The organism is Bacteroides sp. Marseille-P8574, assembly GCF_902825465.1.
In the GTDB taxonomy this organism is placed as follows: domain Bacteria; phylum Bacteroidota; class Bacteroidia; order Bacteroidales; family Bacteroidaceae; genus Bacteroides; species Bacteroides uniformis.
On record NZ_CADEBE010000002.1, the window covers coordinates 1,343,639 to 1,366,708 of the forward strand.

21 protein-coding genes and 1 pseudogene are annotated in these 23,070 nt (G+C 44.6%); 9 read left to right on the forward strand and 13 right to left on the reverse strand.

The window, feature by feature from the left end; all coding sequences use genetic code 11:
• Positions 1-351: 351 nt before the first annotated feature.
• The 5 genes from HUX74_RS18290 to HUX74_RS20940 all read right to left on the reverse strand — a co-directional run bounded on the left by HUX74_RS18290 (position 352) and on the right by HUX74_RS20940 (position 2,793).
• Positions 352-939 carry a tyrosine-type recombinase/integrase gene (locus HUX74_RS18290; protein ID WP_174646358.1) on the reverse strand — a complete coding sequence of 196 codons (588 nt, stop codon included), beginning with the start codon at positions 937-939 and terminating at the stop codon, positions 352-354.
• Between the two features lie 155 nt (positions 940-1,094).
• Positions 1,095-1,367, reverse strand: a complete 273-nt coding sequence (locus tag HUX74_RS18295) for a hypothetical protein (protein WP_174647191.1) — start codon at positions 1,365-1,367, stop codon at positions 1,095-1,097.
• Positions 1,368-1,442: 75 nt separating this feature from the next.
• The gene (locus tag HUX74_RS20935; RefSeq protein WP_255501490.1) at positions 1,443-1,565 is read right to left on the reverse strand and encodes a hypothetical protein; all 123 of its coding nucleotides are present in this window, start codon (positions 1,563-1,565) and stop codon (positions 1,443-1,445) included.
• Positions 1,566-1,613: 48 nt separating this feature from the next.
• Positions 1,614-2,636, reverse strand: a complete 1,023-nt coding sequence (locus HUX74_RS18300; protein WP_174647192.1) for a DUF3871 family protein — start codon at positions 2,634-2,636, stop codon at positions 1,614-1,616.
• A gap of 25 nt (positions 2,637-2,661) precedes the next feature.
• Entirely contained in the window at positions 2,662-2,793 is a 132-nt protein-coding gene (locus tag HUX74_RS20940; RefSeq protein WP_256373147.1) for a hypothetical protein, read from the reverse strand.
• Between the two features lie 472 nt (positions 2,794-3,265).
• Between HUX74_RS20940 and HUX74_RS18305 the strand changes: the two are divergent.
• Positions 3,266-3,478, forward strand: a pseudogene (locus HUX74_RS18305) (hypothetical protein); the annotation flags it as partial.
• Between the two features lie 43 nt (positions 3,479-3,521).
• Here HUX74_RS18305 and HUX74_RS18310 read toward each other — a convergent pair.
• The 6 genes from HUX74_RS18310 to HUX74_RS18335 form a co-directional block, all read right to left on the reverse strand.
• Positions 3,522-4,265, reverse strand: coding sequence for a hypothetical protein (locus HUX74_RS18310; RefSeq protein ID WP_174647193.1), 744 nt, complete (start codon positions 4,263-4,265; stop codon positions 3,522-3,524).
• Positions 4,266-4,320: 55 nt separating this feature from the next.
• Complete coding sequence (locus HUX74_RS18315) at positions 4,321-4,494, reverse strand: hypothetical protein (RefSeq protein WP_165853582.1); 174 nt, start codon at positions 4,492-4,494, stop codon at positions 4,321-4,323.
• A gap of 378 nt (positions 4,495-4,872) precedes the next feature.
• Entirely contained in the window at positions 4,873-5,508 is a 636-nt protein-coding gene (locus HUX74_RS18320; RefSeq protein ID WP_133303487.1) for a hypothetical protein, read from the reverse strand.
• The gene (locus HUX74_RS18325) at positions 5,495-5,716 is read right to left on the reverse strand and encodes a hypothetical protein (protein WP_120178125.1); all 222 of its coding nucleotides are present in this window, start codon (positions 5,714-5,716) and stop codon (positions 5,495-5,497) included. The genes HUX74_RS18320 and HUX74_RS18325 overlap by 14 nt, the downstream gene beginning before the upstream one ends.
• A gap of 269 nt (positions 5,717-5,985) precedes the next feature.
• Positions 5,986-6,159, reverse strand: coding sequence for a hypothetical protein (locus HUX74_RS18330; protein WP_165853583.1), 174 nt, complete (start codon positions 6,157-6,159; stop codon positions 5,986-5,988).
• 238 nt (positions 6,160-6,397) lie between these two features.
• Entirely contained in the window at positions 6,398-8,212 is a 1,815-nt protein-coding gene (locus HUX74_RS18335; RefSeq protein ID WP_174647194.1) for a tyrosine-type recombinase/integrase, read from the reverse strand.
• A 186-nt stretch (positions 8,213-8,398) separates the two neighbouring features.
• Between HUX74_RS18335 and HUX74_RS18340 the strand changes: the two genes are divergently transcribed.
• Positions 8,399-10,642, forward strand: coding sequence for an inorganic phosphate transporter (locus tag HUX74_RS18340; protein WP_174647195.1), 2,244 nt, complete (start codon positions 8,399-8,401; stop codon positions 10,640-10,642).
• A 15-nt stretch (positions 10,643-10,657) separates the two neighbouring features.
• Here HUX74_RS18340 and HUX74_RS18345 read toward each other — a convergent pair whose 3' ends face one another.
• Positions 10,658-12,088 (reverse strand): CCA tRNA nucleotidyltransferase, encoded by a 1,431-nt coding sequence (locus HUX74_RS18345; protein ID WP_174647196.1) that lies wholly within the window; start codon positions 12,086-12,088, stop codon positions 10,658-10,660.
• A gap of 129 nt (positions 12,089-12,217) precedes the next feature.
• Here HUX74_RS18345 and HUX74_RS18350 point away from each other — a divergent pair, with 129 nt between their 5' ends.
• The gene (locus HUX74_RS18350; protein ID WP_174647197.1) at positions 12,218-13,048 is read left to right on the forward strand and encodes a hypothetical protein; all 831 of its coding nucleotides are present in this window, start codon (positions 12,218-12,220) and stop codon (positions 13,046-13,048) included.
• A 68-nt stretch (positions 13,049-13,116) separates the two neighbouring features.
• On the opposite strand, the gene HUX74_RS18355 is transcribed toward HUX74_RS18350, so the two are convergent.
• On the reverse strand, positions 13,117-13,518 hold the full coding sequence (locus HUX74_RS18355) for a response regulator (protein ID WP_117964129.1): 402 nt from the start codon (positions 13,516-13,518) through the stop codon (positions 13,117-13,119).
• A gap of 86 nt (positions 13,519-13,604) precedes the next feature.
• Here HUX74_RS18355 and HUX74_RS18360 point away from each other — a divergent pair, with 86 nt between their 5' ends.
• From HUX74_RS18360 to HUX74_RS18385, 6 genes are all read left to right on the forward strand, one after another.
• Positions 13,605-15,239 carry an ABC-F family ATP-binding cassette domain-containing protein gene (locus HUX74_RS18360; RefSeq protein ID WP_005827062.1) on the forward strand — a complete coding sequence of 545 codons (1,635 nt, stop codon included), beginning with the start codon at positions 13,605-13,607 and terminating at the stop codon, positions 15,237-15,239.
• A gap of 83 nt (positions 15,240-15,322) precedes the next feature.
• On the forward strand, positions 15,323-16,699 hold the full coding sequence (locus HUX74_RS18365; RefSeq protein ID WP_174647198.1) for an FAD-dependent oxidoreductase: 1,377 nt from the start codon (positions 15,323-15,325) through the stop codon (positions 16,697-16,699).
• A 62-nt stretch (positions 16,700-16,761) separates the two neighbouring features.
• Positions 16,762-17,172: a DUF6769 family protein gene (locus HUX74_RS18370; protein ID WP_117600050.1), complete on the forward strand. Its 411-nt coding sequence runs from the start codon at positions 16,762-16,764 to the stop codon at positions 17,170-17,172.
• A 119-nt stretch (positions 17,173-17,291) separates the two neighbouring features.
• Complete coding sequence (locus HUX74_RS18375; protein ID WP_174647199.1) at positions 17,292-18,512, forward strand: efflux RND transporter periplasmic adaptor subunit; 1,221 nt, start codon at positions 17,292-17,294, stop codon at positions 18,510-18,512.
• A gap of 167 nt (positions 18,513-18,679) precedes the next feature.
• Entirely contained in the window at positions 18,680-21,802 is a 3,123-nt protein-coding gene (locus HUX74_RS18380; RefSeq protein WP_174647200.1) for an efflux RND transporter permease subunit, read from the forward strand.
• The gene (locus tag HUX74_RS18385) at positions 21,795-23,021 is read left to right on the forward strand and encodes a TolC family protein (RefSeq protein ID WP_117878674.1); all 1,227 of its coding nucleotides are present in this window, start codon (positions 21,795-21,797) and stop codon (positions 23,019-23,021) included. The genes HUX74_RS18380 and HUX74_RS18385 overlap by 8 nt, the downstream gene beginning before the upstream one ends.
• Positions 23,022-23,070 lie beyond the last annotated feature (49 nt).

Here is a 23,070-nt window from a genome sequence, read left to right on the forward strand (position 1 = left end):
GTAATGATATGTGTTTCATAATTCTTGCATTTAATTGTGCATCCAGTTCCCAAAGATGCAATTTCTACATACAAGAAAGGTGTGGGAACTATCAGCATATCTGTCTCTAGGTATCGCCAAACACCCACACTACAAATACACACAAGTTGCCCACACCTAGACTATGTATACTGCCAGAAAGCAGGTATATAGCCAAGTATGGGCGTTGTGCATATCCTCGTAGTGTAAAATTTTGGCGAACTTTAGAGACAAGGATAATGCAAAACGCCTTTCGTTAAATAAATATGTTATTCCATTACTGGAACGGCACAAATATACGAAAAGCGTTTGTATTAGAACTAAACTTGTGTGTTAAAAACTAAGACAGTCATAGGTATTAAGTAGTTCTTCCTGCCTCAAACCTAAGTATCTTTTAGTAATGGTTACAGAACTATGATTGAACAGTTCCATGAGTTTTACTAGGGCAAGCTCTGAATTATCACTGTTCATATTATAAACTTGTCTGCCAAAAGTCTTTCTAAGTGAATGACAACTAAAGTTCTTAACCTTTAATTTATACTTCTTTTTCACCTCTTTCAGTATCACATTGATTCTTTGGATAGTGAAAACAGTCCCTTTCTGGCTCACTAAAATAGGTGCGTTAATCCCTATAGGCTTTATCTGTTCATAGCACTCTTTAATGTGCTGCCCAAGTTGGGCGTTTATCCTAATAGTTCTTACCTTATCTGTCTTTTTCTCTATCACTGTAAATTCACTGGTATTTAGTATCTGCTTCCAGTGTAAAGCCAGAATGTCAGATATTCTTAAGCCAGTAAAACAGCCCAGAGCAACAAGAAGGGAAATTCTGTAATTTCCATCTTTAGCCAGTTTTCTTATCAAGTTCATTGCCTCGCTCCATTGCAGATAATCTGCTGTAGTGCTTGAATATTTTAAACTCATAATGTTCAGTTTTGTATGTAAATGAATAAAAGTGAATGTCATTTTTAAGTTGGAATATACAACTTATTGATAATCAAAGAAACATTCACTTTGTAAAGAAGTGAATATAATAAAAAAGGACACCAAGTTAATGATGTCCTTTGTTACGTTCAAGCCTATATGAACGGCAAATAGGCTTCATCCAATGCACCGCTCTCAATAATCTTTTTGCAAAGTTCATGTGAGGCCTGATTTCTAAGGTCTGTACCATAGTTTTCATCACCAACCATTTGAATGATTGCCACAATGGTTCTCATAAGCTCCTGCTGTAGTGTACGGTGATAATACCTCGTACTCTCTGCAAACCTTTTAGGATTCCAACTATAATCGTTCAAGGCTCTTTCAAGTTCTTGCGCTGCCTTGTATTCGCGACTGTCTTCTATTACCATATCTTTTAATATTTAAGAAGTTTATAAATAAAAAGAGCACCTATACCTTATTATATAGATGCCCTCCATACCAAGCTATCCTTTGATAATGGCGTAGCCCAGCAGCAGGATATATCCCACCGCTATAAATGGAAACAATGCCATTGCAATGAAGAATACCAAAGTCGCCAGTAACACATAGAATAAATTCCGTAGCATAATCTCCAGTTTTGAGAAACCAGTAATAGGATATAATTCCAGATACAGCTAAGAAAGAAACCAACTGTATCTTTCATCACCATGCAGAGCGGATGCAATACCCGTTGCCAGTTCTGTAGCGTTGTAGGCTCTATCCAGAAAGCTGTCTATGTAGCTGCTCTTGTTGCTGCCAGTAAGCAGGTTGTAGAACTTCCACATGGATAGGTCACTGCCAAGACTGCCAAAGTTATCATCATTAATGTAGGCTTTAGCCACACTGTTTACTTGTGTATCAGTAAGCAGCATTCTGGGGATAGCCTTCTGCTGCCCTTGCGGTAACAGTGGGTAAAGTCGCATCCTGCCAAGTAAGGTCACAAACTGGTGCTCATTTAGGCAGGTATCGCCTAAACTCTGCATCATGTGGATATTCTTGGCTGCATTGAAATTATTAAGCAGTTCCAATGTAGCCTTGAACAGTTCCTTTGTGCCCATTACCTTTATATCATCCTTATATCCGTCTGTAAACACGCACATGTTACAGCATACGGTATTCTTGAACGATACCGCCAGTCTGAATAATTCTGGACTTTTCTTGGTAGCAAGGTTCTCCCTATTCAATGCACGTACCCCCACAATGGAAAGGTTGAGCCTATTCCCAGACACTTCCTCATAGATGGATGGTATGTCTATGGCAAAAGCGCACCTTTCATAATACTGGGTCGTGTCAGCTTCCGTCAGCAGGTTCTTGGGCTTGTTGATGGCTTCTGGACGTCTCCCTTTTATCACATGGCTGCACCTTATGTCTGGTTGCTCTATCCGTTCACCGCTATAGAATGAACTGGCAGCTTCCCAGACCGTTTCAATGAATGCGTTGTGTGAAATGGTAAGTTCATTATCCTTGCTGAATACTGGTATCACACAGTCATTCTTCAAGTGCTCCAAACTCACCTCCACGGAATTAGCCTCAATGAAATGGTTCACCTTCCTGGGCTTTGTAATCTCTTCCACAACTACCGTTGCATCCTCTGCAAATTCGCCTAAATTGCCGTTCCTTCTCTGTGCCATGACTGGCATAATCTGTAATGCTTCCATAATCTGTAAATTATTAAGTTGATAATTAGAAATTTCTCCATCTGAATGCCATATAAATGATAATGTACAGCACTATGGCAAACATTGCTTGCGGTGCTGCAATGAACGGTACAACGAGTATTGCACCAACCGTCAGAATTGCCTTCAAATCTTCCATAAACGATAATTTATTGGTTAGTAATGATTGAATTGAAAGGGAATGATAGCCAGAAACAAAAAGCCTCCCAGCCTTGCACGCATGTGTATTTCTGTAATAAATCTGTATCTGCCCGTAATGGCTGTTACAGAATTTCAAGCGTTCGGGGCTGGAAGGTGATTTCGCATCTGGTGTTCATTTCCCCTAAAGATACGGTGAGGGTAGTTAGGGGTAACACAACAGAAGCGCTTGAGACATGCACCAGATATGGATATATATGCCAGCCATTTTTCTCTACTGCCAGTAATTCCACCCTATATGGCTCTGTACCTTATATGGAAACACTTCCCAGAACTAAAGGGGGAGGGGTATGATTTTAAGTACCTATATTTTTGAGTTGGGCATTTGGCTTGCCAATTCCAGATGAATTGACTACATTTGCATAAACTCATGATTATGCGGTTATGGACTATATCAATGAATTTCACAAGCAATGGATAGAGCGAACACGCCAATCAATAGCCTCTTGGAGCAGGCAGCCTGCATCATTGGAAGATGTAAGGAGGCAGCAGGAGAAACTGAACCAACAGAGGGCTATAAGGGAAGGCAAACGGAAGAACTGATAAAATTTGCCAATGACAACGGTCTATGGATTGACTTGTCACACCTCAACATTACTTATATGGATAGAGGCGGTGAGAATGACACAAAAAAGCCCCAGACCTTATCTGCCAGTCTGGAGCTTTCCCCTATAATATGATTTCAAATTTTTCTGGTTGGGGATATGGTTTAATCTCCTTCTTATATAGACCTAGTGCAGTTAATAAATACTGATAATTCCCTTGCTCTATATGCTCGCATTTCTTAATTAGTGTTTGTTTGAAGTCTTGACGGTTGCTTTTGCCAACAGTAGTGTATTTGGTAAGAATAAGATTTATTTTCTTTCTGTCATAGGCTGGTGGTATAACTCCGTGTTCTATACAGAAGTCCTCTATTGTCTGGTAGATATTGGCTCTTTCCAAGTCTCTGGATAATGGCATGTCTTTGCATCTGGCAATATAATATCCATTAATAAGAACTATATACCCTTTATTGATGAGGCTGTCAATTACAGTGCTGTTTTTACCTACTCCTATTTTATCTTTAATGTCTTGTTTGCTTGCTTTTAAGTAATGTGTATTATTAGTACAAATAGCCATGAACTTTAGCAAGAAGTCTTTTTCTTTAGGGGTTAGATTCTTATCCAGAATAAAGTCATTCCTCAATATGAAATAGTTCTCTGGCTTGGTATTCATTTTATATCTGATATGGGTTTTACTGTTAACATAGAAATATTCCCAGCCTAGAAATAGTGGATTGTCCTTAAAAACAAACTTCCCCTTCTCATCTTTCTCACTTAGATGTGCCTTTATAATGCCCTCTGATATATCTGACAGTCCAGCTATTTTAGGATAGGTGATTTCTGACATCCCGTTATAATAATTGCTGTTCATTTTTATAATGGAGTAGATATAAGCGTTCAGTGTCTTCTTGAAACTGATAATATCCTTACTTATCAATGTCTGTCTGATTGCCCCCATCAGTAGCTATGGATTTGTGGTCGTCTATAAATATTATATCTTTCTTCTCCCGTTCAATCTTGTAATATTTATTAGTTCCAAAATACTTCTTGGCTTCCTTCCTGTTCTTAAAAATAATGTTGTCTGGTTTATACCATATCATACTGCTTTAGCGTTAGAATTGATTGGTTGTCATTCATCTGATTAGTGGAATTATCTGTAACTCCCGTTCCAGAAAATTGTAGTTCCGTAGGAACTTCATTTTTCATATATAAGGTATGTTATATAATAGGTATGTTACTAGGGTATCATTTTAGGGAGTGTACCGGTATTAAAATCGGGAATACTTATTGGAGTCTCAAAATAGGGAATAGGTAAATTCCAGACTAGATGTACATCTGTATTTATCACTTCTGTTCTTGGCTCGCATGGCGGCAGGGTATTGGACTTGGTTACATATACAGTTGGGGATATATGTCTGGTGGGTATGAACACGAAAAGGGAGAACCGTTTGCACAGTCCTCCCTTATACATTTTATTGTCATCTCTTATACAATACCTTATCCATACATTCGTCGAAAGCGTTTGAGTCAACTACATATCCCTCGTTGGGACTATCCTTTATCAATTTTGGTAACGCATTCAAAATGTCATACTGTCTGAGTTCGTTCAGTTCGTGACAGATGTCCTGCAATTTGTTTAAAATAAAAGATTCATCTCCACATTCTGCATAGCGTGAATTTTCGTTGATATAGAAGTACATTGTGTTTAGGTTTCCATAAACTTTATTATTTGAGACATAAAACATGTCCTCGTTCAATCCTTCATGAATGAAGAATCTGAAATCTGTATTTCGCATGCACAGTTTAATGCGATTGAAATGCACCTTTAATTGGCTAGCCTCTTTCTTGTAGCTCTCAACATCCAGACCGTCTGGTCGTGCAGAAAGTTCATTCAAGATTCTTTCTGATATGATACTGAAATATTTGTTACACATGGCTTCAGAATCATTCCTTAACTCTTTAAGCAGTTTAATTGTTACAGAAATTCCCCACTTGGGAAATATACTAAAGAAGTCGTTCAGTTTGTCTAGATTTGCCTTAAATTCAATCATTGATTTGTTAACGCCTCTAACGTCAATGTACTTGATTAATTGTGGTAGTCTATGCGTTCTCATAGTTGTTAGTTTTATTGGATTTATCATTGCTCATCTTGATGTAAACGGTGTAAACCTTGTTATCTTTCTGCTTGCGTCTCTTGGAATAGCCGTTCAGCTTAGCCCATATTCCAATAACAGTCTTGCTGTCCTTTACCTGGTGGGCTAGTGCAAGCTCACGTAGTTGCTTGAATGTAAGTTCTGTTTCTCCATTCATTCTTAGTCCCATAAATAATTATTAAATAGATAATCTGGCAAGATAAGGTGGATTGAAATGGCAGGTAAATTCAGACAATTCAATTTCAGATGTGCCTCAAGTCGGTAATTCAGTGGTTTCAGTGATACCGCCCTTATCTCATGTTGATGTTGCAAAGATACTGCACTTTGGTGAGGTGCCAAAACACTTTGACAACTTTCTTAAAACTTCGTGTAGGGAGCTTCATGGAGTGAGGGTATGTCCTCTTCTGATAGCTTGGAAGTAAGTTTGGAACTTGAAAACTATTCCTGCTCCGGTTTGTGATACGGCAGGTAAACCATGTACATCTTGCCTTGAATCATTTTTCGTTTCTTGATGTATCGGTCAGAAGCCCAAAGCCCAATGTGCAGCCTTGTGTCCTTGATACCGTGCTCCAGTGCCATTTTACGAATGTCAGCGTAGGTCAGTTCTTTCATTTGAAGTGGATTTAGGTTTGTAGTGGTGAATCTGGGTGACGAGGAACTCGGTCATTTCTGACTTTCAATCACAGTGCAAAGGTATAAAGTCCCGACTGCATCACCAAACGACAAGTAGAAATTGTGGAATATTTGGGTTGAGGGGGCAATAAAGCAAAAATTCTCCCCATAATCGTAGCTGTTCGGGGAGAATATGCTGTTCAGCCTTACCAGAAATCCTAATTTCATAAAAAACTTGTCAGTCTTGATTTCTTTTATCCAATAAGGCTGTAGTGATTTCTTTTATATTGGTGAATCTTGCATTATCCAACAAGCCTATTTCCAAAGCCTTATTGATAAACTGCATAATTGCATCCCTACTGATACCAATCTTAACGCACTTGATAATCATTTCCCTAAAACAGTCATACAAGTCTGACAGCTTCCCAACAGATAACTGTTTCACATATTGCTTTGCCACATCAGAATCAGAAGTGGAAGATTGGGAGAACTTTTCTATCTCGCTTATAAGGGACGCAATTTCATTGTCATAGCTACATAGTTTCCCATCTTTCAAGTGACCTACTTGTGATTGTAGTTCAACAGCCTTATTGATTTTGGATGCAAAAAATTGAGTGTCCAGCAAGGTTTCAAAAGTAATTCCTATTGGAACATTCATAGTATGCTCTACTTTATTGATTGGAAATGTTTCACCAGTATTAAAAATACTACCTCTGGCTTTCTCCTCAATGGCAGCAGCTAATTTCATCGCATTGTCTTGGGCAGATTGATGTAAATAAACCTCATCTATCATTTTGGTGTCTTCGTGGGCTGTTGCAATAATAACAGTCTCTTTAGGAATGCCCATATTACACATTATTGTTATAAAAGTATGCCTTGCAATATGGGTATGAATTAATTCATACAATTTCTTTGTCAAAGTTAGTTTCTCAGTTCCCCTTTGCTCTTTATAAGTGACACCACTATCAAAGCCTGCATCTTTACAAATCTTCTTTATTATACTATTTAGGACATCTACCATTCTACTTTTTTTGCATTCTTCCTCTGTTGCTGGAATTTGTAAATGTCTAAAGCCCCTTTCACGATATTTACTCAATAATTCTTTTGCTATTGGGAATAAATAAATAGTAGCATCCTCATTGGTTTTCTGTACTGGAATAGTAACTGTATTATTGTCAATTATAGTATAATCCCCCCTAAATAATCTAGGCATATCACCAATGCGTTGCCCCAATAAGCATTGACACACAAACACATCTCTAACCTCTTCTTCTATGCCAGATAACTTTAATTTATACAAAATCTCTACTTGCTCTTCTGTTAACGGTACTTGTTTGCTCTTCTTTTCTTTCCTACTCAATTCACTTTGTATAATCTTAAATTTATCTATCTCATTTTTATAATAGTCAAACGTAATATTAGCATCTTCATGTGCCATTTTAAGCAAAGTTCTTAGCTTCATCAACGTATCCTTTATTGTATTATACGTTCTTACCACATTCCCTTTAGTTGGAGTATTACACAAATATTCTTGGTAATCTTCCAATAATTTTTTATTTATATTCTCCAAAGTATCACTTCTTTCTTTCTCTTTTAGATACTTCTTTAAATTACTAACTGCTCCATCATACCCTCGTCCTTTTTTTTCAGCATATCTAGAAAGTATAACAGTACCAACTTCTTCTATTTTCATTTTAACACTTCTATCTTTCATATTAGGATTAATATACCGTTTCAATATATAATATAAACAGCCAATCTGTTCTACATTGTCACAAAGGTATAATTTACTTTGCTCAAAACGATATAAAATCTCTTGAAGTTTACTATTCACAATGCTATTATTACGATTATCCAACTTTGTAAAACCAGTACTAACCATTGCAATCTGCTTTCGTTTGTTCCATTGATTTGGATATACTTTCACACCAGTACTAATCTTATATTGTTTACCCCTAAAATAAACAACTGCATAAACAAGAGTTGGTCTATCTAGCTTTGAGCTACACAAATTAAAATTCAACTTAAAATCTAAAAATATCTGCTCATCCATACCCTTTATTATTAAACTTTATGATTAGAATTAATGATTACTTTTTCTGGTTAAATAGAGTATTTCAGTCTAATATGGTCACTTACAAGCCATCTCAGAAACATTTGTAACACTTCTGTAACATGTATGACATTTCCCTGCAACACCAAACTCTTTCCTTTGCAGCCGGAAATAAAATACATGTTTATGGAAACAATTTATCTGGGTATCGTCATCTTTCTGTTCGTACTCGCGATTTTCGACCTCGTGGTAGGTGTCAGTAATGATGCGGTCAATTTTCTTCAGTCGGCTGTCGGAGCAAAGGCAGCATCTTTCAAAACCATACTGTTCATTGCAGGCATTGGCGTCTTCATCGGTGCGGCACTCAGCAATGGCATGATGGACATTGCACGACACGGCATCTATCAACCGGAGCACTTCTACTTTGCCGAAATCATGTGCATTCTGCTTGCCGTCATGTTGACGGACGTCGTGCTATTAGATGTCTTCAACACTATGGGAATGCCTACCTCCACCACTGTATCCATGGTGTTCGAACTGTTGGGAGGTACGTTCGCACTGGCGCTCATCAAGGTCTATAACAACGATACATTGGGACTGGGCGACCTCATCAATACAGACAAGGCGCTGTCTGTCATCATGGCCATTTTTGTATCCGTAGCCATTGCCTTCTTCTTCGGTATGCTGGTACAGTGGCTGGCACGTATCGTGTTCACCTTCAACTACAAGAAGAACATGAAATACAGCATCGCGCTGTTCGGTGGTATAGCTGCCACCAGCATCATCTACTTCATGCTGATAAAGGGGCTGAAAGACAGCTCATTCATGACCCCTGAAAATAAGCAATGGATACACGACAATACCGCATTGCTGATAACCGGTTTCTTTGTATTCTTCACCATACTGATGCAGATACTGCATTGGTGCAAGATAAATGTCTTCAAAGTAGTGGTTCTGATGGGTACTTTCGCCCTCGCCCTTGCCTTTGCCGGCAATGACTTGGTGAACTTTATCGGTGTCCCCCTCGCAGGATATTCCTCATTTATTGACTATACAGCCAATGGTACGGCCGCCGGCCCCGACGGATTCCTGATGTCCTCACTCCTCGGTGCAGCCAAAACCCCGTGGTATTTCCTTATCGGTGCAGGCGCTATCATGGTCTATGCACTCTGCACATCCAAGAAAGCCCACAACGTCATCAAGACTTCCGTGGACCTTGCTCGCCAGGATGACGGTGAAGAGAACTTCGGAAGTACCCCGATAGCCCGCACGCTGGTACGCTTCAGCATGACCCTGGCTAACGGAATATCCAAAACGATGCCCGAAAGCAGCAAGCGGTGGATGAACACACGCTTCCAGAAGGATGAAGCCATCATAGCCGACGGCGCCGCTTTTGACTTGGTTCGCGCTTCCATCAATCTCGTATTGGCTGGTCTGCTCATCGCCTTGGGAACTTCCTTGAAACTCCCCCTTTCCACCACTTATGTCACCTTTATGGTAGCCATGGGTACATCGCTTGCCGACCGTGCCTGGGGACGTGATTCGGCGGTATTCCGCATTACGGGTGTGCTCAGCGTTATCGGCGGCTGGTTCATCACTGCCGGAGCAGCGTTCACCATCTGTTTCTTCGTAGCACTGATTATCCATTTCGGCGGTACGGTTGCCATCCTGGCACTGATTGGTCTGGCAGTCTTCATGCTGATTCGTAGCCAAGTGATGTACAAAAAGCGCAAGGAGAAAGAAAAAGGCAACGAGACCCTGAAACAATTGATGAAGAGTACGGACAACAACGAAGTCATCGAATTACTCCGTAAGCATACCCGTGAAGAACTGGTGAAGATTATGGAATTCACAGAAGAGAATTTTGAACGTACCGTCACTTCCTTCCTACACGAGAATCTACGCGGACTGCGTCGTGCCATGGGCTCAGTAAAATTCGAAAAACAACTCATCAAGCAGATGAAGCGTACCGGAACACTTGCCATGTGCCGCCTCGACAACAATACCGTACTGGAAAAAGGACTCTATTACTATCAAGGCAACGACTTTGCCAGCGAACTGGTGTACAGCATAGGCCGTCTTTGCGAACCGTGTCTGGAACATATAGACAACAACTTCAAACCGCTGGATGCCATTCAGAAAGGAGAATTTACAGACGTAGCCGAGGACATCTGCTATCTGTTACAAGTATGCCGCCATAAGTTAGAAACGAACAATTATGGTGAACTGGAAACAGAGATTCGCAAAGCCAACGATCTCAACGGCCAGTTGTCTCACCTGAAACGCGAAGAGCTGCAACGCATTCAAAGTCAGAGTGGCAGTATCAAAGTCAGCATGGTATATCTGACTATGATACAAGAAGCCCAGAACGTAGTGACCTACACCATCAACCTGATGAAAGTAAGCCGCAAGTTCCAGGCCGAAGAATAAGTTATGTGTTATAACTCATAACTTCTTAAGTCCCATCTTCTCCGCCCGTTGCAACATAAACGCACGGGCGGCTTCGTATTCATTGGGAATAATGCCGTCCAAAATGGCATCCTTAATGGCACTCTTCAAGGCACCTACCTGCTGGCAAGGAGAAAGGCCAAAAGTCTTCATGATTTCTTCACCACTGACCGGAGGCTGGAAATTACGGATACGGTCGCGTTCCTCCAAATCCTTCAGCTTCTGGCGTACCAACTGAAAATTATTAAGGAAGCGTTTCTTACGCTCCATATTCTTGGAAGTAATATCAGCTTCGCACAGTGTCATCAGGTCGTCTATATCATCACCTGCCTCAAACAAGAGGCGACGCACTGCCGAGTCGGTCACTACATCATCCGCTATCACAATGGGACGCATGTGCAGGCTCACCATTTTCTGCACATATTTCATCTTCTCATTCATAGGGAGCTTCATCTTGCGGAAAATATCGGGTATCATCTTCTCGCCGATGAAATTATGGTTATGGAACGTCCAACCCGCACGGGGTTCCCAACGCTTGGTGGCAGGCTTGGCTATATCGTGCAGAAGAGCTGCCCAGCGTAGCCAAAGATTATCAGTCTTCTTACTGATGTTGTCGAGTACTTCGAGCGTATGGTAGAAATTGTCCTTATGGGCGCGTCCATTGCGCGTCTCCACGCCTTGCAGCCTGACAAGTTCCGGGAATATCAGTTCCAGCAGACCACAGCGGTCCAGCTCAATGAATCCCTTAGACGGAATAGGTGACAAGATGATTTTGTTCAGTTCGTCTGCAATGCGTTCTTTGGAGATAATGGAGATGCGTTCGCGATTACGCTCCAAAGAATCGAATGTCCCATCGTCAATATAGAATCCCAGCTGGGTGGCAAAACGGACACAGCGCATCATGCGCAAAGGGTCGTCACTGAAAGTTATATCAGGGTCGAGGGGAGTCCGGATGGTCCTTTCCTTCAAGTCTCCAATACCGCCAAAGGGGTCGACCAACTCGCCATAACGCGCCCGGTTCAGACAAACAGCCAGTGCATTGATAGTAAAATCACGGCGGTTTTGGTCATCCTCCAATGTACCGTCCTCTACAATAGGCTTGCGGGAATCGTGTGTATACGATTCTTTTCTTGCACCCACAAACTCAACTTCCGTACCATAGTACTTCAATTGTGCCGTACCGAAATTCTTGAAGACGGAAACATGCGCCCCACGCCCCAGACGCTTACCCAGCGCCTCGGCCATGGCAATGCCACTGCCTACCACCACCACATCAATATCCTTGGAAGGACGTTGCAAGAAAATATCACGTACATATCCACCGACTGCGTAACATTCCAATCCCAATTCATCAGCCGTTTCGGATATCCGCTTGAATATATCATCACTAAAATATTGCTTCAGTTCTTCTGCCGTCAAATCTATCATAAATAATGCGCTAATGTAATGAATACGCAAATGTGTTAATGGCCTATTAGCACATTTGCACATTAAAATGCTGCAAAGATAAAGATATTATTTCTATTTTTGTGGACTCTAACTCCAAGAACAACAAATATGAAAAAAGTAATACTCCTTGCATGCCTATGCTATACACTCTTCTCTTGCGAAGATGTGGAGAAGAAAGCCGGTGAAAAACTACAAGCTGCCCGCGAAGCGTTTGAACTCGGCAACTACAATGAAGCGAAGATTCTGATTGACAGCATCAAGATGCTCTATCCCAAAGCGTTTGAAACTCGCCGTGCAGGCATCGGCCTGATGCAGGAAGTGGAACTGAAAGAGCAGGAAAAGAGCCTGGTCTACTTGGACAGTATGCTTCAAGCCAAGCAAAAGGAATTCGACGCAATCAAAGGGAAATACACCTTTGAAAAAGATGCCGAATACCAGAATATTGGCAATTACCTGCATCCCTCCCAAGTGATAGAAAAAAATCTGCACCGTTCTTTCCTCCGCTTCCAAGTAGACGAAAACGGAGTCATGAGTATGACTTCCATTTATTGCGGAGCCCATAATATCCACCATGTGGCCGTCAAAGTTACTGCTCCCGACGGCAGTTTTGCCGAAACACCCGCCGCCAAAGACAGCTACGAAACCACTGACCTCGGTGAAAAGATTGAAAAGGCAGACTTCAAACTGGGAGAAGACGGAAACGTCATGGGGTTCCTTTATCTGAACAAGGACAAGAATATCAAAGTCAACTATCAAGGGGAACGTCCCTATTCCATCACCATGACTCCCGCCGACCGCCAGGCCCTTGCCAGCGTCTACGAACTGGCACAACTGCTGTCATCCATGACGGAAATAAAGAAGAATATGGAAGAAGCCAATCTCAAAATCGAATTTGTAAAAAAGAAGATGGAAGAGAGAAAAGACAATGCACAAGAATAAAAAGAAGGAAACCGGATGATATATTCATTACTTAGTCATCCGGTTCCCTTTTTATTATCAGTAAAGCCTTACCAAACTAATTTAGGTAAATAACGGCTCAGACATGTACGCAAAGCAGACAGAGTGATGGGTTTTACCAGCACTTCCGAGGCTCCGCACTCCAAGGCTTTTTCGCGGTCGGCAGTAAAGGCGTAAGCGGTCTGCATGATGATGGGAAGTTCCTTATCCTTCTTGCGAATAATCACCGTAGCATCCAGCCCGTTCATAATAGGCATTTTTATATCCATCAGAATAGCTTCCGCCTTGTTGCGATTCTCTTCGAACAAATTTACAATATCCTCACCATTCTTTGCCCATAGTATCTCGCATTTCTTGCCGATAATAGCCTTTATCAGTTTAAAGTTACTATCATCATCTTCCGCAACCAGAATAAGCGGACGGTAATCTCCTGACACTTTTTCTATTTCCATGACCTATGCGTTTTGTTTATATAGGGGCAAAGATATAAAAAATAATAGATTTGCACTATCTTTGCAGCTCATTAAAAAAATATATAATGATTTCTATAGACGGACTGGCCGTAGAATTCGGCGGAACTACTTTATTCAGTGACATATCTTTCGTTATCAACGAAAAAGACCGTATCGCCCTAATGGGTAAAAATGGAGCGGGGAAAAGTACATTGTTGAAAATCCTGGCAGGTGTAAGACAGCCTACCCGTGGAAAAATCTCAGCCCCCAAAGACAGTGTCATAGCTTACCTTCCGCAGCACCTTATGACGGAAGACGGCCGTACCGTATTCCAGGAAGCAGCACAGGCCTTTGCCCACCTGCATGAAATGGAAGCCGAGATAGAGCGCCTCAACAAGGAACTGGAAACGCGTACCGACTACGAAAGCGACAGTTACATGGAACTTATCGAGAACGTCTCCGCCTTGAGCGAAAAGTTCTATGCCATCGACTCCACCAATTACGAGGAGGATGTGGAAAAAGCACTGCTCGGACTGGGGTTCGTACGCGAAGACTTCAACCGCCAGACCAGTGACTTCAGCGGTGGATGGCGCATGCGCATCGAGCTTGCCAAACTGTTGCTGCAAAAGCCCGACGTACTGTTGCTGGACGAGCCTACCAACCATCTGGACATAGAATCCATACAATGGCTGGAAGATTTTCTTATCAGCAACGGAAAGGCTGTCATCGTCATCAGCCACGACCGCAAGTTCGTGGACAACATCACCACCCGTACCATCGAAGTGACCATGGGCCGGATATACGATTATAAAGTAAACTATTCCAAATACCTGGAACTCCGCAAGGAACGCCGTGAACAGCAACAGAAAGCCTACGACGACCAGCAGAAGTTCATTGCCGAAACCAAGGAATTCATCGAACGGTTCAAAGGTACCTACTCCAAGACCCTGCAAGTGCAGAGCCGCGTAAAGATGCTGGAAAAACTGGAGCTGCTGGAAGTGGACGAAGAAGACACTTCAGCGTTGCGCCTCAAATTCCCTCCCTCCCCCCGTTCGGGCAATTATCCCGTCATCATGGAAGGAGTAGGGAAAAGTTACGGTGACCATGTGGTCTTCAAGAACGCCAATCTCACCATAGAACGGGGAGACAAGGTTGCTTTCGTCGGCAAGAATGGTGAAGGAAAGTCAACGTTGGTAAAATGCATTATGAAGGAAATAGAGCATGAAGGTACACTCACCATAGGACATAACGTGCAGATTGGATATTTTGCACAGAACCAGGCCTCACTGCTGGATGAGAACCTAACCGTGTTCCAGACCATAGACGACGTTGCCAAAGGGGAAATCCGCAACAAGATACGCGACCTGCTGGGCGCCTTCATGTTCGGCGGCCCCGAAGAATCCATGAAGAAGGTCAAGGTGCTTTCCGGTGGAGAGCGTACACGCCTTGCCATGATAAAGCTCCTGCTCGAACCGGTGAATCTGTTGATACTGGACGAACCGACCAACCATCTGGACATGAAAACCAAAGATATCCTGAAGCAGGCTCTGCTGGATTTTGACGGCACCCTGATTCTCGTCAGCCACGACCGTGACTTCCTGGACGGACTGGTGAGCAAGGTATATGAATTCGGGAACAAGCAAGTGAAAGAGCATTTGAGCGGCATCTACGAATTCCTTGAAAAGAAGAAAATGGACTCCCTCCGCGAACTGGAACGATAAGCATCCGCTAAACCCGGCGTCCGAACAAATGGCCGATACATATTGTTTTCATTTTACTAAACACTTAACTAAGAGATATTAAAATGAAACAATATGATGCCATCATAATAGGATTCGGCAAAGGCGGGAAGTTATTGGCTGCTGAACTGTCCGAACGGAACTGGAAAGTAGCCATAGTGGAACGCTCCCCCCAGATGTACGGAGGGACATGTGTTAATGTAGGATGTATCCCCACCAAAGCCCTGATTCACGAATCGGAATATGCGGAAAGGAGATACTATGACGATTATAAGAACCAGTCCAAACTGTATGCACTTGCCGTGGCGCGGAAAGACAAGCTTGTATCCTTCCTGCGTGAGAAAAATTATGAAAATGTAAAAAACAAGCCTAACATAACCCTCTATGACGGAACTGCTTCTTTCTTGTCCGAAAATACAATCCGTATAATTTCCGGCAAGGACGAAACGATTCTTGAGGGGAAAGAAATATTCATCAACACCGGGTCCTCCCCTATCCTGCCTGCCATCGACGGACTCAAGGAGAGCAAGTATGTATATACCAGTGAGACCTTGCTGCAATCGGACAAACTGCCCGCACACCTGCTCGTCATCGGCGGCGGTGCTGTCGGATTGGAGTTTGCCACTATGTATGCAGGCTTTGGAAGCCACGTCACACTGCTGGAAGCGGGAAACCGCTTTCTGCCTAAAGTGGACCGCGACATTGCCGCCTCCATGCTGGAAGCATTGGACCGAAAACGTATCAATGTCCGGTTGAACGCCCGTGTCCAATCCGTGTACGACACAGCCGAAGGAATAACACTGACCTATACGGACAGTGCAAACGGCACTCCCTACTACCTGAAAGGAGATGCCTTGCTGGTAGCCATCGGCCGTAAGCCCATGACTGCAGAGCTGAATCTGGAAAAAGCGAGTATACAAACAGACAAGCGGGGAGCCATCGTTGTCGACGACCAATTACGGACTACAGCCCCACACGTATGGGCCCTGGGGGACGTAAGAGGAGACGAACAGTTCGACTACTTGTCCATCGATGATTTCCGTATCATCCGTAACCAACTCTTTGAAAACAAAAAAAGGAGTACAAAAGACCGGTATCCAATCCCCTTTGCCATTTTCACCGACCCACCGCTGGCACATATAGGACTGACGGAAGAGGAAGCGATGAAGAACGGTTATTCCATACATGTGGCACGTATCCCTGCTGCCATGATTCCACGTGCCCGTACGCTACACAGCATAGACGGTATGCTCAAAGCCATTGTAGACATCCATACCGGACGGATTCTGGGTTGTACCCTACTTTGTGCCGATGCACCGGAAGTAATCAATACCGTAGCATCAATCATGAAAACGGGACAGCGTTACCATTTCCTGCGGGACTTCATTTTCACCCACCCCAGCATGAATGAGGGATTGAATATGTTATTCAAACCTTTTTAGCATTTTCTATTTGGTAATTAAGTCCTTAACCTCTATCTTTGCATCCGTCCAAAGATAGAGGAATGAAAAAGAAACAGTACATAACCTATATTCTTTTTTTCATCAGCTTGATAATGCTGGTGATACCCGTCATTCCCCACCATCATCATGCCGACGGAATGATATGCATGAAGAATGATATCACCGCCGATTGCTGCGGACACCGTCATAGCCCGGGCAACGAGCACTGCTGTTGCGACACGGGATGCATGACAACCCACTTTGTACAACAGACGCCCAGCTCTTCCAATGATGTGTGTTCACATCCGGATGCCTTGTGGACAGTCACCCTACTCATTGAACCTTTTTCCAAGTTACTCATCCTACCCGAGTTTGATATAAGCAGGCAGGAGTGTATCTATTTGGAATCTCTTCATAGCACATTTATCATATGTGCTACGGGACTTCGTGCCCCTCCGTCTCTTCTTGCTTAACTGTTACCGGAACATCACCGGGACAGATTTCTATCCGGCATAAGGAACAATGCAATTTGGTTGCACGCCCTATGCCCTAACTTTGTATTCAAAATCAAAAAGTAAGAACAAATATCATCATGAAAAAAGTTATTTTCATGGGAGTCTTGGGATTATTCCTTTTAGGCTCCTGCAACAGTAAGTCCGGAGACAGCCACGAAGGACATAATCACGAAACAGAAGAGCACAATCATGACAGACATGACCACGAAGGACATGACCACGAACATGAGGGACACAACCATGAGCACGAAGAGCAGGAAAACCATGCCGGAGGAAGCGATGAAATCATCCTGCCACCGGCAAAGGCACAAGCTGCCGGCGTAGCAGTCAGCACTGTTAAACCGGGTAGTTTCCACCAAGTCATCAAGACCAGCGGCCAGGTGATGGCAGCCCAGGGAGACGAGAGCGTAGCCGTAGCTACAGTAGCAGGCGTGGTTTCCTTCAAGGGAAAAGTTATCGAAGGAATGAGCGTCAGCAAAGGTACTCCTTTGGTGGTATTGTCATCCAAAAACATGGCCGACGGAGACCCGGTGCAGAAAGCCCGGATAGCCTATGAGGTTTCCCAAAAAGAATACGAGCGTATGAAAGCGCTCGTAGGCAACAAAATCGTATCTGAAAAGGAATTCGCGCAAGCCGAACAGATTTATGAAAATGCCCGTATCAGTTACGAGGCAGTCGCAAAGAACCATTCGGCAAGCGGCCAGGCGGTTGTTTCTCCCATCAGCGGTTATGTGAAGAATCTGTTGGTGAAAGAAGGGGACTACGTCAGCGTCGGCCAGCCGTTGGTAAGCGTCACCCAGAACCGTAAGCTTTTCCTGCGTGCGGATGTATCCGAAAAGTACTATCCTTACCTGAACAGCATCGGTTCCGCCAACTTCTGTACTCCTTATAATAATAAGGTATATACATTGAAAGAACTGGGCGGGCGCATGCTTTCTTATGGAAAGGCTTCGGGTGAGAACGGATATTATGTACCCGTAACTTTTGAATTCGACAATAAGGGAGACGTTATTCCCGGCTCGTTTGTAGAAGTATTCCTATTATCCTCACCAATGGAGAACGTGTTGTCTCTTCCTCACAGTGCGCTGACCGAGGAACAAGGCAGCTTCTTTGTCTACCTGCAACTGGATGAAGAGGGCTACAAAAAACAGCTTGTCACCCTGGGTGCCGACAATGGCGAGAGTGTACAAATCCTTTCCGGCATAAAAGCAGGCGATCGCGTCGTAACCCAAGGAGCCTATCAAGTGAAGCTGGCATCGGCAACGAATGCTATTCCGGCACATAGCCATGAACACTAATCTCATGTACAATTTGACAATTTACAAAGTACCATTTCGCTATGCAGTATAAGGGTTACGTGACGAATGGGAGTGTAAAGTCAGATAAACAAGAAATATTAGATAAAACAGCAAGTGCGGCTGACATTGCGCAGCCCAATTGTACATTGTAAATAGTAAATAGAAAGATGTTAAACAAAATAATTGGTTTTTCTCTTCAGAACCGCATCCTGGTGCTGGTAGCATCGGTGCTGTTGCTGATTGGCGGTACTTATACCGCCATGCATACGGAAGTGGATGTGTTCCCTGACCTCAATGCGCCGACCGTGGTCATCATGACCGAAGCAAACGGTATGGCAGCAGAGGAAGTGGAACAACTGGTCACTTTTCCCGTAGAAACGGCTGTAAACGGTGCAACGGGTGTGCGCCGTGTACGCTCTTCCTCAACGAACGGTTTTTCTGTAGTCTGGGTAGAATTCGACTGGGATACAGATATCTATCTTGCCCGGCAAATTGTCAGTGAGAAACTGGCAGTCGTCAGCGAATCCTTACCGGCCAACGTAGGCAAGCCGACACTGGGCCCACAATCGTCCATTTTGGGCGAGATGCTGATTGTAGGTCTGACAGCAGATTCGACCTCTATGCTGGATTTGCGTACCATTGCCGACTGGACCATACGTCCCCGCCTGCTCTCTACGGGCGGTGTGGCACAAGTTGCCGTACTGGGCGGCGACATCAAGGAATATCAAGTGCAGCTGGACCCGGAACGGATGCGCCATTACGGCGTGACATTGAGCGAAGTGATGAACATCACCCGCGAAATGAACCTGAATGCCAATGGTGGAGTGCTCTATGAATATGGCAATGAATATATCGTACGCGGCGTACTTTCTACCGACAAGGTAGACCAGATAGCCAAGGCCGTGGTGCGGAGCAACGGAGTCTCCGGCACCCCTATCCTGCTGGAAGATATTGCCGACGTTCAAATCGGAGCCAAACTTCCTAAACTGGGTACCGCCTCGGAACGCGGTAAGCATGCCGTACTGCTGACAGTCACCAAGCAACCCGCCACAAGCACGCTGGAGCTTACAGACAAACTGGAAGCTTCCCTGCAAGACCTGCAGAAGAATCTACCGGCGGACGTAAAGGTTTCCACAGACATCTTCCGTCAAAGCCGTTTCATCGAAAGTTCCATCGGAAACGTTCAGAAGTCGTTGTTGGAGGGAGGTATTTTCGTTGTCATCGTGCTTTTCCTGTTCCTTGCCAACGTACGTACCACAGTCATCTCGCTGGTGACACTGCCGTTGTCACTGATTGCCTCCATCCTTGCCCTGCACTATATGGGCTTTACGATAAATACCATGAGCCTGGGAGGTATGGCTATCGCCATCGGTTCGCTGGTGGATGATGCCATCGTGGACGTGGAGAATGTCTACAAGCGTTTGCACGAAAACCGACTGAAACCTGCCGGCGAGCGACTTCCTATTCTGGAAGTGGTGTTCAATGCTTCGAAAGAAGTGCGTATGCCTATCCTCAATTCAACGCTGATCATCATTGTCAGCTTCGTACCACTGTTCTTCCTTAGTGGTATGGAAGGTAGGATGTTGGTACCACTAGGCATTGCATTCATCGTGGCATTGGCGGCTTCAACCGTTGTGGCACTGACCGTAACGCCGGTACTTTGCTCCTATCTATTGGGAAAAGAGAAAACGAAAAAACAAAATAACGAAAACAGCGATTCTGCCGTAGCACGCAAGATGAAGCAATGGTATGGTTCAGCACTGACTTTTGTATTGGGGCATAAGAAAGGGGTACTTGGAGGTATTATCGGACTATTTGTAGTGGCACTCGGCTGTTTCTTCACCCTGGGCCGCTCGTTCCTGCCGCCTTTCAATGAAGGTTCGTTCACCATCAATATCTCCTCGCTTCCGGGTATCTCCCTGGAAGAAAGCGACAAGATGGGGCACCGTGCCGAGGAGCTGCTGCTCTCCATCCCCGAAATACAGACCGTGGCCCGTAAAACGGGACGTGCAGAACTGGACGAACACGCTCTGGGAGTAAACGTCTCTGAGATTGAGGCACCGTTTGAGTTGAAAGACCGCTCACGCAGCGAGCTCGTGGCAGAAGTCCGCGAAAAACTGGGTACCATTGTAGGGGCAAACGTGGAAATAGGCCAGCCTATCAGCCACCGTATAGACGCCATGCTATCCGGTACAAAGGCGAACATCGCCATCAAACTGTTCGGCGACGATCTGAACCGCATGTTCACTCTGGGCAATGAAATCAAGAGTGCCATCCAGGGTATTCCCGGTATTGCTGACCTAAACGTGGAACAGCAGATTGAGCGTCCGCAACTTGTCATTTCGCCCAAACGGGAAATGCTTGCCAAATACGGCATTTCACTGCCCGAATTTTCGGAATTTGTCAATGTCTGTCTGGCCGGTGAAGCCGTTTCCCAAGTTTACGAAAAGGGAAAGAGCTTCGACCTAACCGTACGCGTGAAAGACGACCTGCGCGACAAAATGGAAAAAATACGCAACTTGATGATTGATACGGGCGACGGACAGAAAATTCCACTGAACTATGTAGCGGAAATCCGCTCGGCCATGGGTCCGAACACCATCAGCCGCGAGAATGTAAAGCGTAAAATCGTCATCTCCGCCAACGTGGCCGACCGCGACCTGCGAAGTGTAGTCAATGATATACAAGCCCAGGTAGACGCACAAATCAAACTGCCGGAAGGATACCACATCGAATACGGCGGACAATTCGAAAGCGAGCAGGCAGCAAGCCGCACTCTGGCACTTACTTCGTTCATGTCCATCGTGGTGATATTCCTGCTCCTCTACCATGAATTCCGCAGTGTGAAGGAGAGCGCCATCATCCTTATCAATCTGCCGCTGGCATTGATAGGCGGTGTATTCGCCCTGCTCATCACAACGGGAGAAGTGAGTATCCCCGCCATCATCGGTTTCATCTCACTGTTCGGTATCGCCACCCGAAACGGAATGCTGCTCATCAGCCATTACAACCACTTGCAGCAGGAAGAAGGCTATGGCGTCTACGACAGCGTTATCCGCGGTTCGCTCGACCGTCTGAATCCAATCCTGATGACCGCCCTATCCAGTGCACTGGCACTTATCCCGCTGGCTCTCAGTGGCGACCTGCCGGGCAACGAGATACAAAGCCCGATGGCAAAGGTTATCTTAGGCGGCCTTTTAACATCCACGTTCCTGAACGGTTTCATCATTCCGATTGTTTATCTGATGATGCACCGTAACCAACAACCTAAAACGTCAGACAATGAATAAAAGATTTTTCATATTCAGCGCCGCCATCCTCGCTTTTGTGGGGATGAGCGCACAAACGTCCGGCATTGATGCCGTGCTCCAGCAGATAGAGGCCAACAACAAGGAGTTGCAGGCTAACTCCCACCTCATTTCCTCACAAAAACTGGAGAACAAGACAAACAACAACCTCCCCGACCCTACACTGTCATACGCCCACCTTTGGGACTCCAAGAACAGTGACGAAACAGTCGGCGAAATGGTCATCTCACAAAGCTTCGACTTCCCCACGCTTTACGCCACCCGAGGGAAGATGAACCGACTCAAGACAAATGCACTGGATGCACAAGCCACCGCCTTCCGCCAGCAGATATTGCTGCAAGCGAAGGAAGTATGCCTGGACATCATCATGCTGCAACGCCAGCAAGCCCTGCTCGACGAACGGTTAAAGAATGCGGAGGAGCTGTCGGCCATGTACACCCGACGTTTGGAAACGGGAGATGCCAATGCACTGGAAACCAACAAGATTAATCTGGAGTTGCTGAATGTACGCACGGAAGCCCGCATGAACCAGACGGCACTTAACAACAAACTGAAAGAGCTGCTTGTCCTCAACGGAAACCAGCCGCTCACACCGGGACGTCCCATGCCCGGTACCACACCCGACGCCCAAACACTCGGATTGACAGAGTACCCGGCAGTGCCGTTGCCGGCCGACTTCCGCTCGCTAGCCGACGAACTGCTGGCTTCAGACCCCACCCTGCAATCCTTGCAGGGTGAAAGTTCTGCCGCCCGGAAACAGATTTCGGCAAGCAAGCAAGGCTGGCTACCCAAACTGGAACTGGGTTACCGTAGAAATACCGAATCGGGGCATCCGCTGAACGGCGTAGTAGTAGGCTTCTCTTTCCCGCTTTTCGAAAACCGCAATAAGGTCAAGATAGCCAAGACACAAGCGCTCAACATAGACTATCAAAAGGAGAACGCCGCACTGCAAGCCAGCTCTGCCTTGTGGCAACTCTATGAAGAGGCCAAGAACCTGCACGCTTCCATGGAGGAATACGAGCGCACCTTCCATCAACAGCAAGACCTTTCTTTACTGAAACAAGCACTTATGGGAGGACAAATCAGTATGATTGAATACTTCGTTGAAATATCGGTTGTCTATCAAAGCAAGACAAACCTTCTGCAACTGGAAAACCAGTATCAGAAGGCAATGGCACAGATATACAAGAGCCGGTTATAAATAGAAAGAGCTGTCTGCGGTTGGCAGACAGCTCTTTCTATTTCAATAT

Coding starts and splice junctions, on each gene's coding strand:
- HUX74_RS18290 (WP_174646358.1), bottom strand. CDS start 939: ATGAGTTTAAAATATTCAAGCACTACAGCAGATTATCTGCAATGGAGC.
- HUX74_RS18295 (WP_174647191.1), bottom strand. CDS start 1,367: ATGGTAATAGAAGACAGTCGCGAATACAAGGCAGCGCAAGAACTTGAA.
- HUX74_RS20935 (WP_255501490.1), bottom strand. CDS start 1,565: ATGCTACGGAATTTATTCTATGTGTTACTGGCGACTTTGGTATTCTTC.
- HUX74_RS18300 (WP_174647192.1), bottom strand. CDS start 2,636: ATGGAAGCATTACAGATTATGCCAGTCATGGCACAGAGAAGGAACGGC.
- HUX74_RS20940 (WP_256373147.1), bottom strand. CDS start 2,793: ATGGAAGATTTGAAGGCAATTCTGACGGTTGGTGCAATACTCGTTGTA.
- HUX74_RS18310 (WP_174647193.1), bottom strand. CDS start 4,265: ATGAACAGCAATTATTATAACGGGATGTCAGAAATCACCTATCCTAAA.
- HUX74_RS18315 (WP_165853582.1), bottom strand. CDS start 4,494: ATGATATGGTATAAACCAGACAACATTATTTTTAAGAACAGGAAGGAA.
- HUX74_RS18320 (WP_133303487.1), bottom strand. CDS start 5,508: ATGAGAACGCATAGACTACCACAATTAATCAAGTACATTGACGTTAGA.
- HUX74_RS18325 (WP_120178125.1), bottom strand. CDS start 5,716: ATGGGACTAAGAATGAATGGAGAAACAGAACTTACATTCAAGCAACTA.
- HUX74_RS18330 (WP_165853583.1), bottom strand. CDS start 6,159: ATGAAAGAACTGACCTACGCTGACATTCGTAAAATGGCACTGGAGCAC.
- HUX74_RS18335 (WP_174647194.1), bottom strand. CDS start 8,212: ATGGATGAGCAGATATTTTTAGATTTTAAGTTGAATTTTAATTTGTGT.
- HUX74_RS18340 (WP_174647195.1), top strand. CDS start 8,399: ATGGAAACAATTTATCTGGGTATCGTCATCTTTCTGTTCGTACTCGCG.
- HUX74_RS18345 (WP_174647196.1), bottom strand. CDS start 12,088: ATGATAGATTTGACGGCAGAAGAACTGAAGCAATATTTTAGTGATGAT.
- HUX74_RS18350 (WP_174647197.1), top strand. CDS start 12,218: ATGAAAAAAGTAATACTCCTTGCATGCCTATGCTATACACTCTTCTCT.
- HUX74_RS18355 (WP_117964129.1), bottom strand. CDS start 13,518: ATGGAAATAGAAAAAGTGTCAGGAGATTACCGTCCGCTTATTCTGGTT.
- HUX74_RS18360 (WP_005827062.1), top strand. CDS start 13,605: ATGATTTCTATAGACGGACTGGCCGTAGAATTCGGCGGAACTACTTTA.
- HUX74_RS18365 (WP_174647198.1), top strand. CDS start 15,323: ATGAAACAATATGATGCCATCATAATAGGATTCGGCAAAGGCGGGAAG.
- HUX74_RS18370 (WP_117600050.1), top strand. CDS start 16,762: ATGAAAAAGAAACAGTACATAACCTATATTCTTTTTTTCATCAGCTTG.
- HUX74_RS18375 (WP_174647199.1), top strand. CDS start 17,292: ATGAAAAAAGTTATTTTCATGGGAGTCTTGGGATTATTCCTTTTAGGC.
- HUX74_RS18380 (WP_174647200.1), top strand. CDS start 18,680: ATGTTAAACAAAATAATTGGTTTTTCTCTTCAGAACCGCATCCTGGTG.
- HUX74_RS18385 (WP_117878674.1), top strand. CDS start 21,795: ATGAATAAAAGATTTTTCATATTCAGCGCCGCCATCCTCGCTTTTGTG.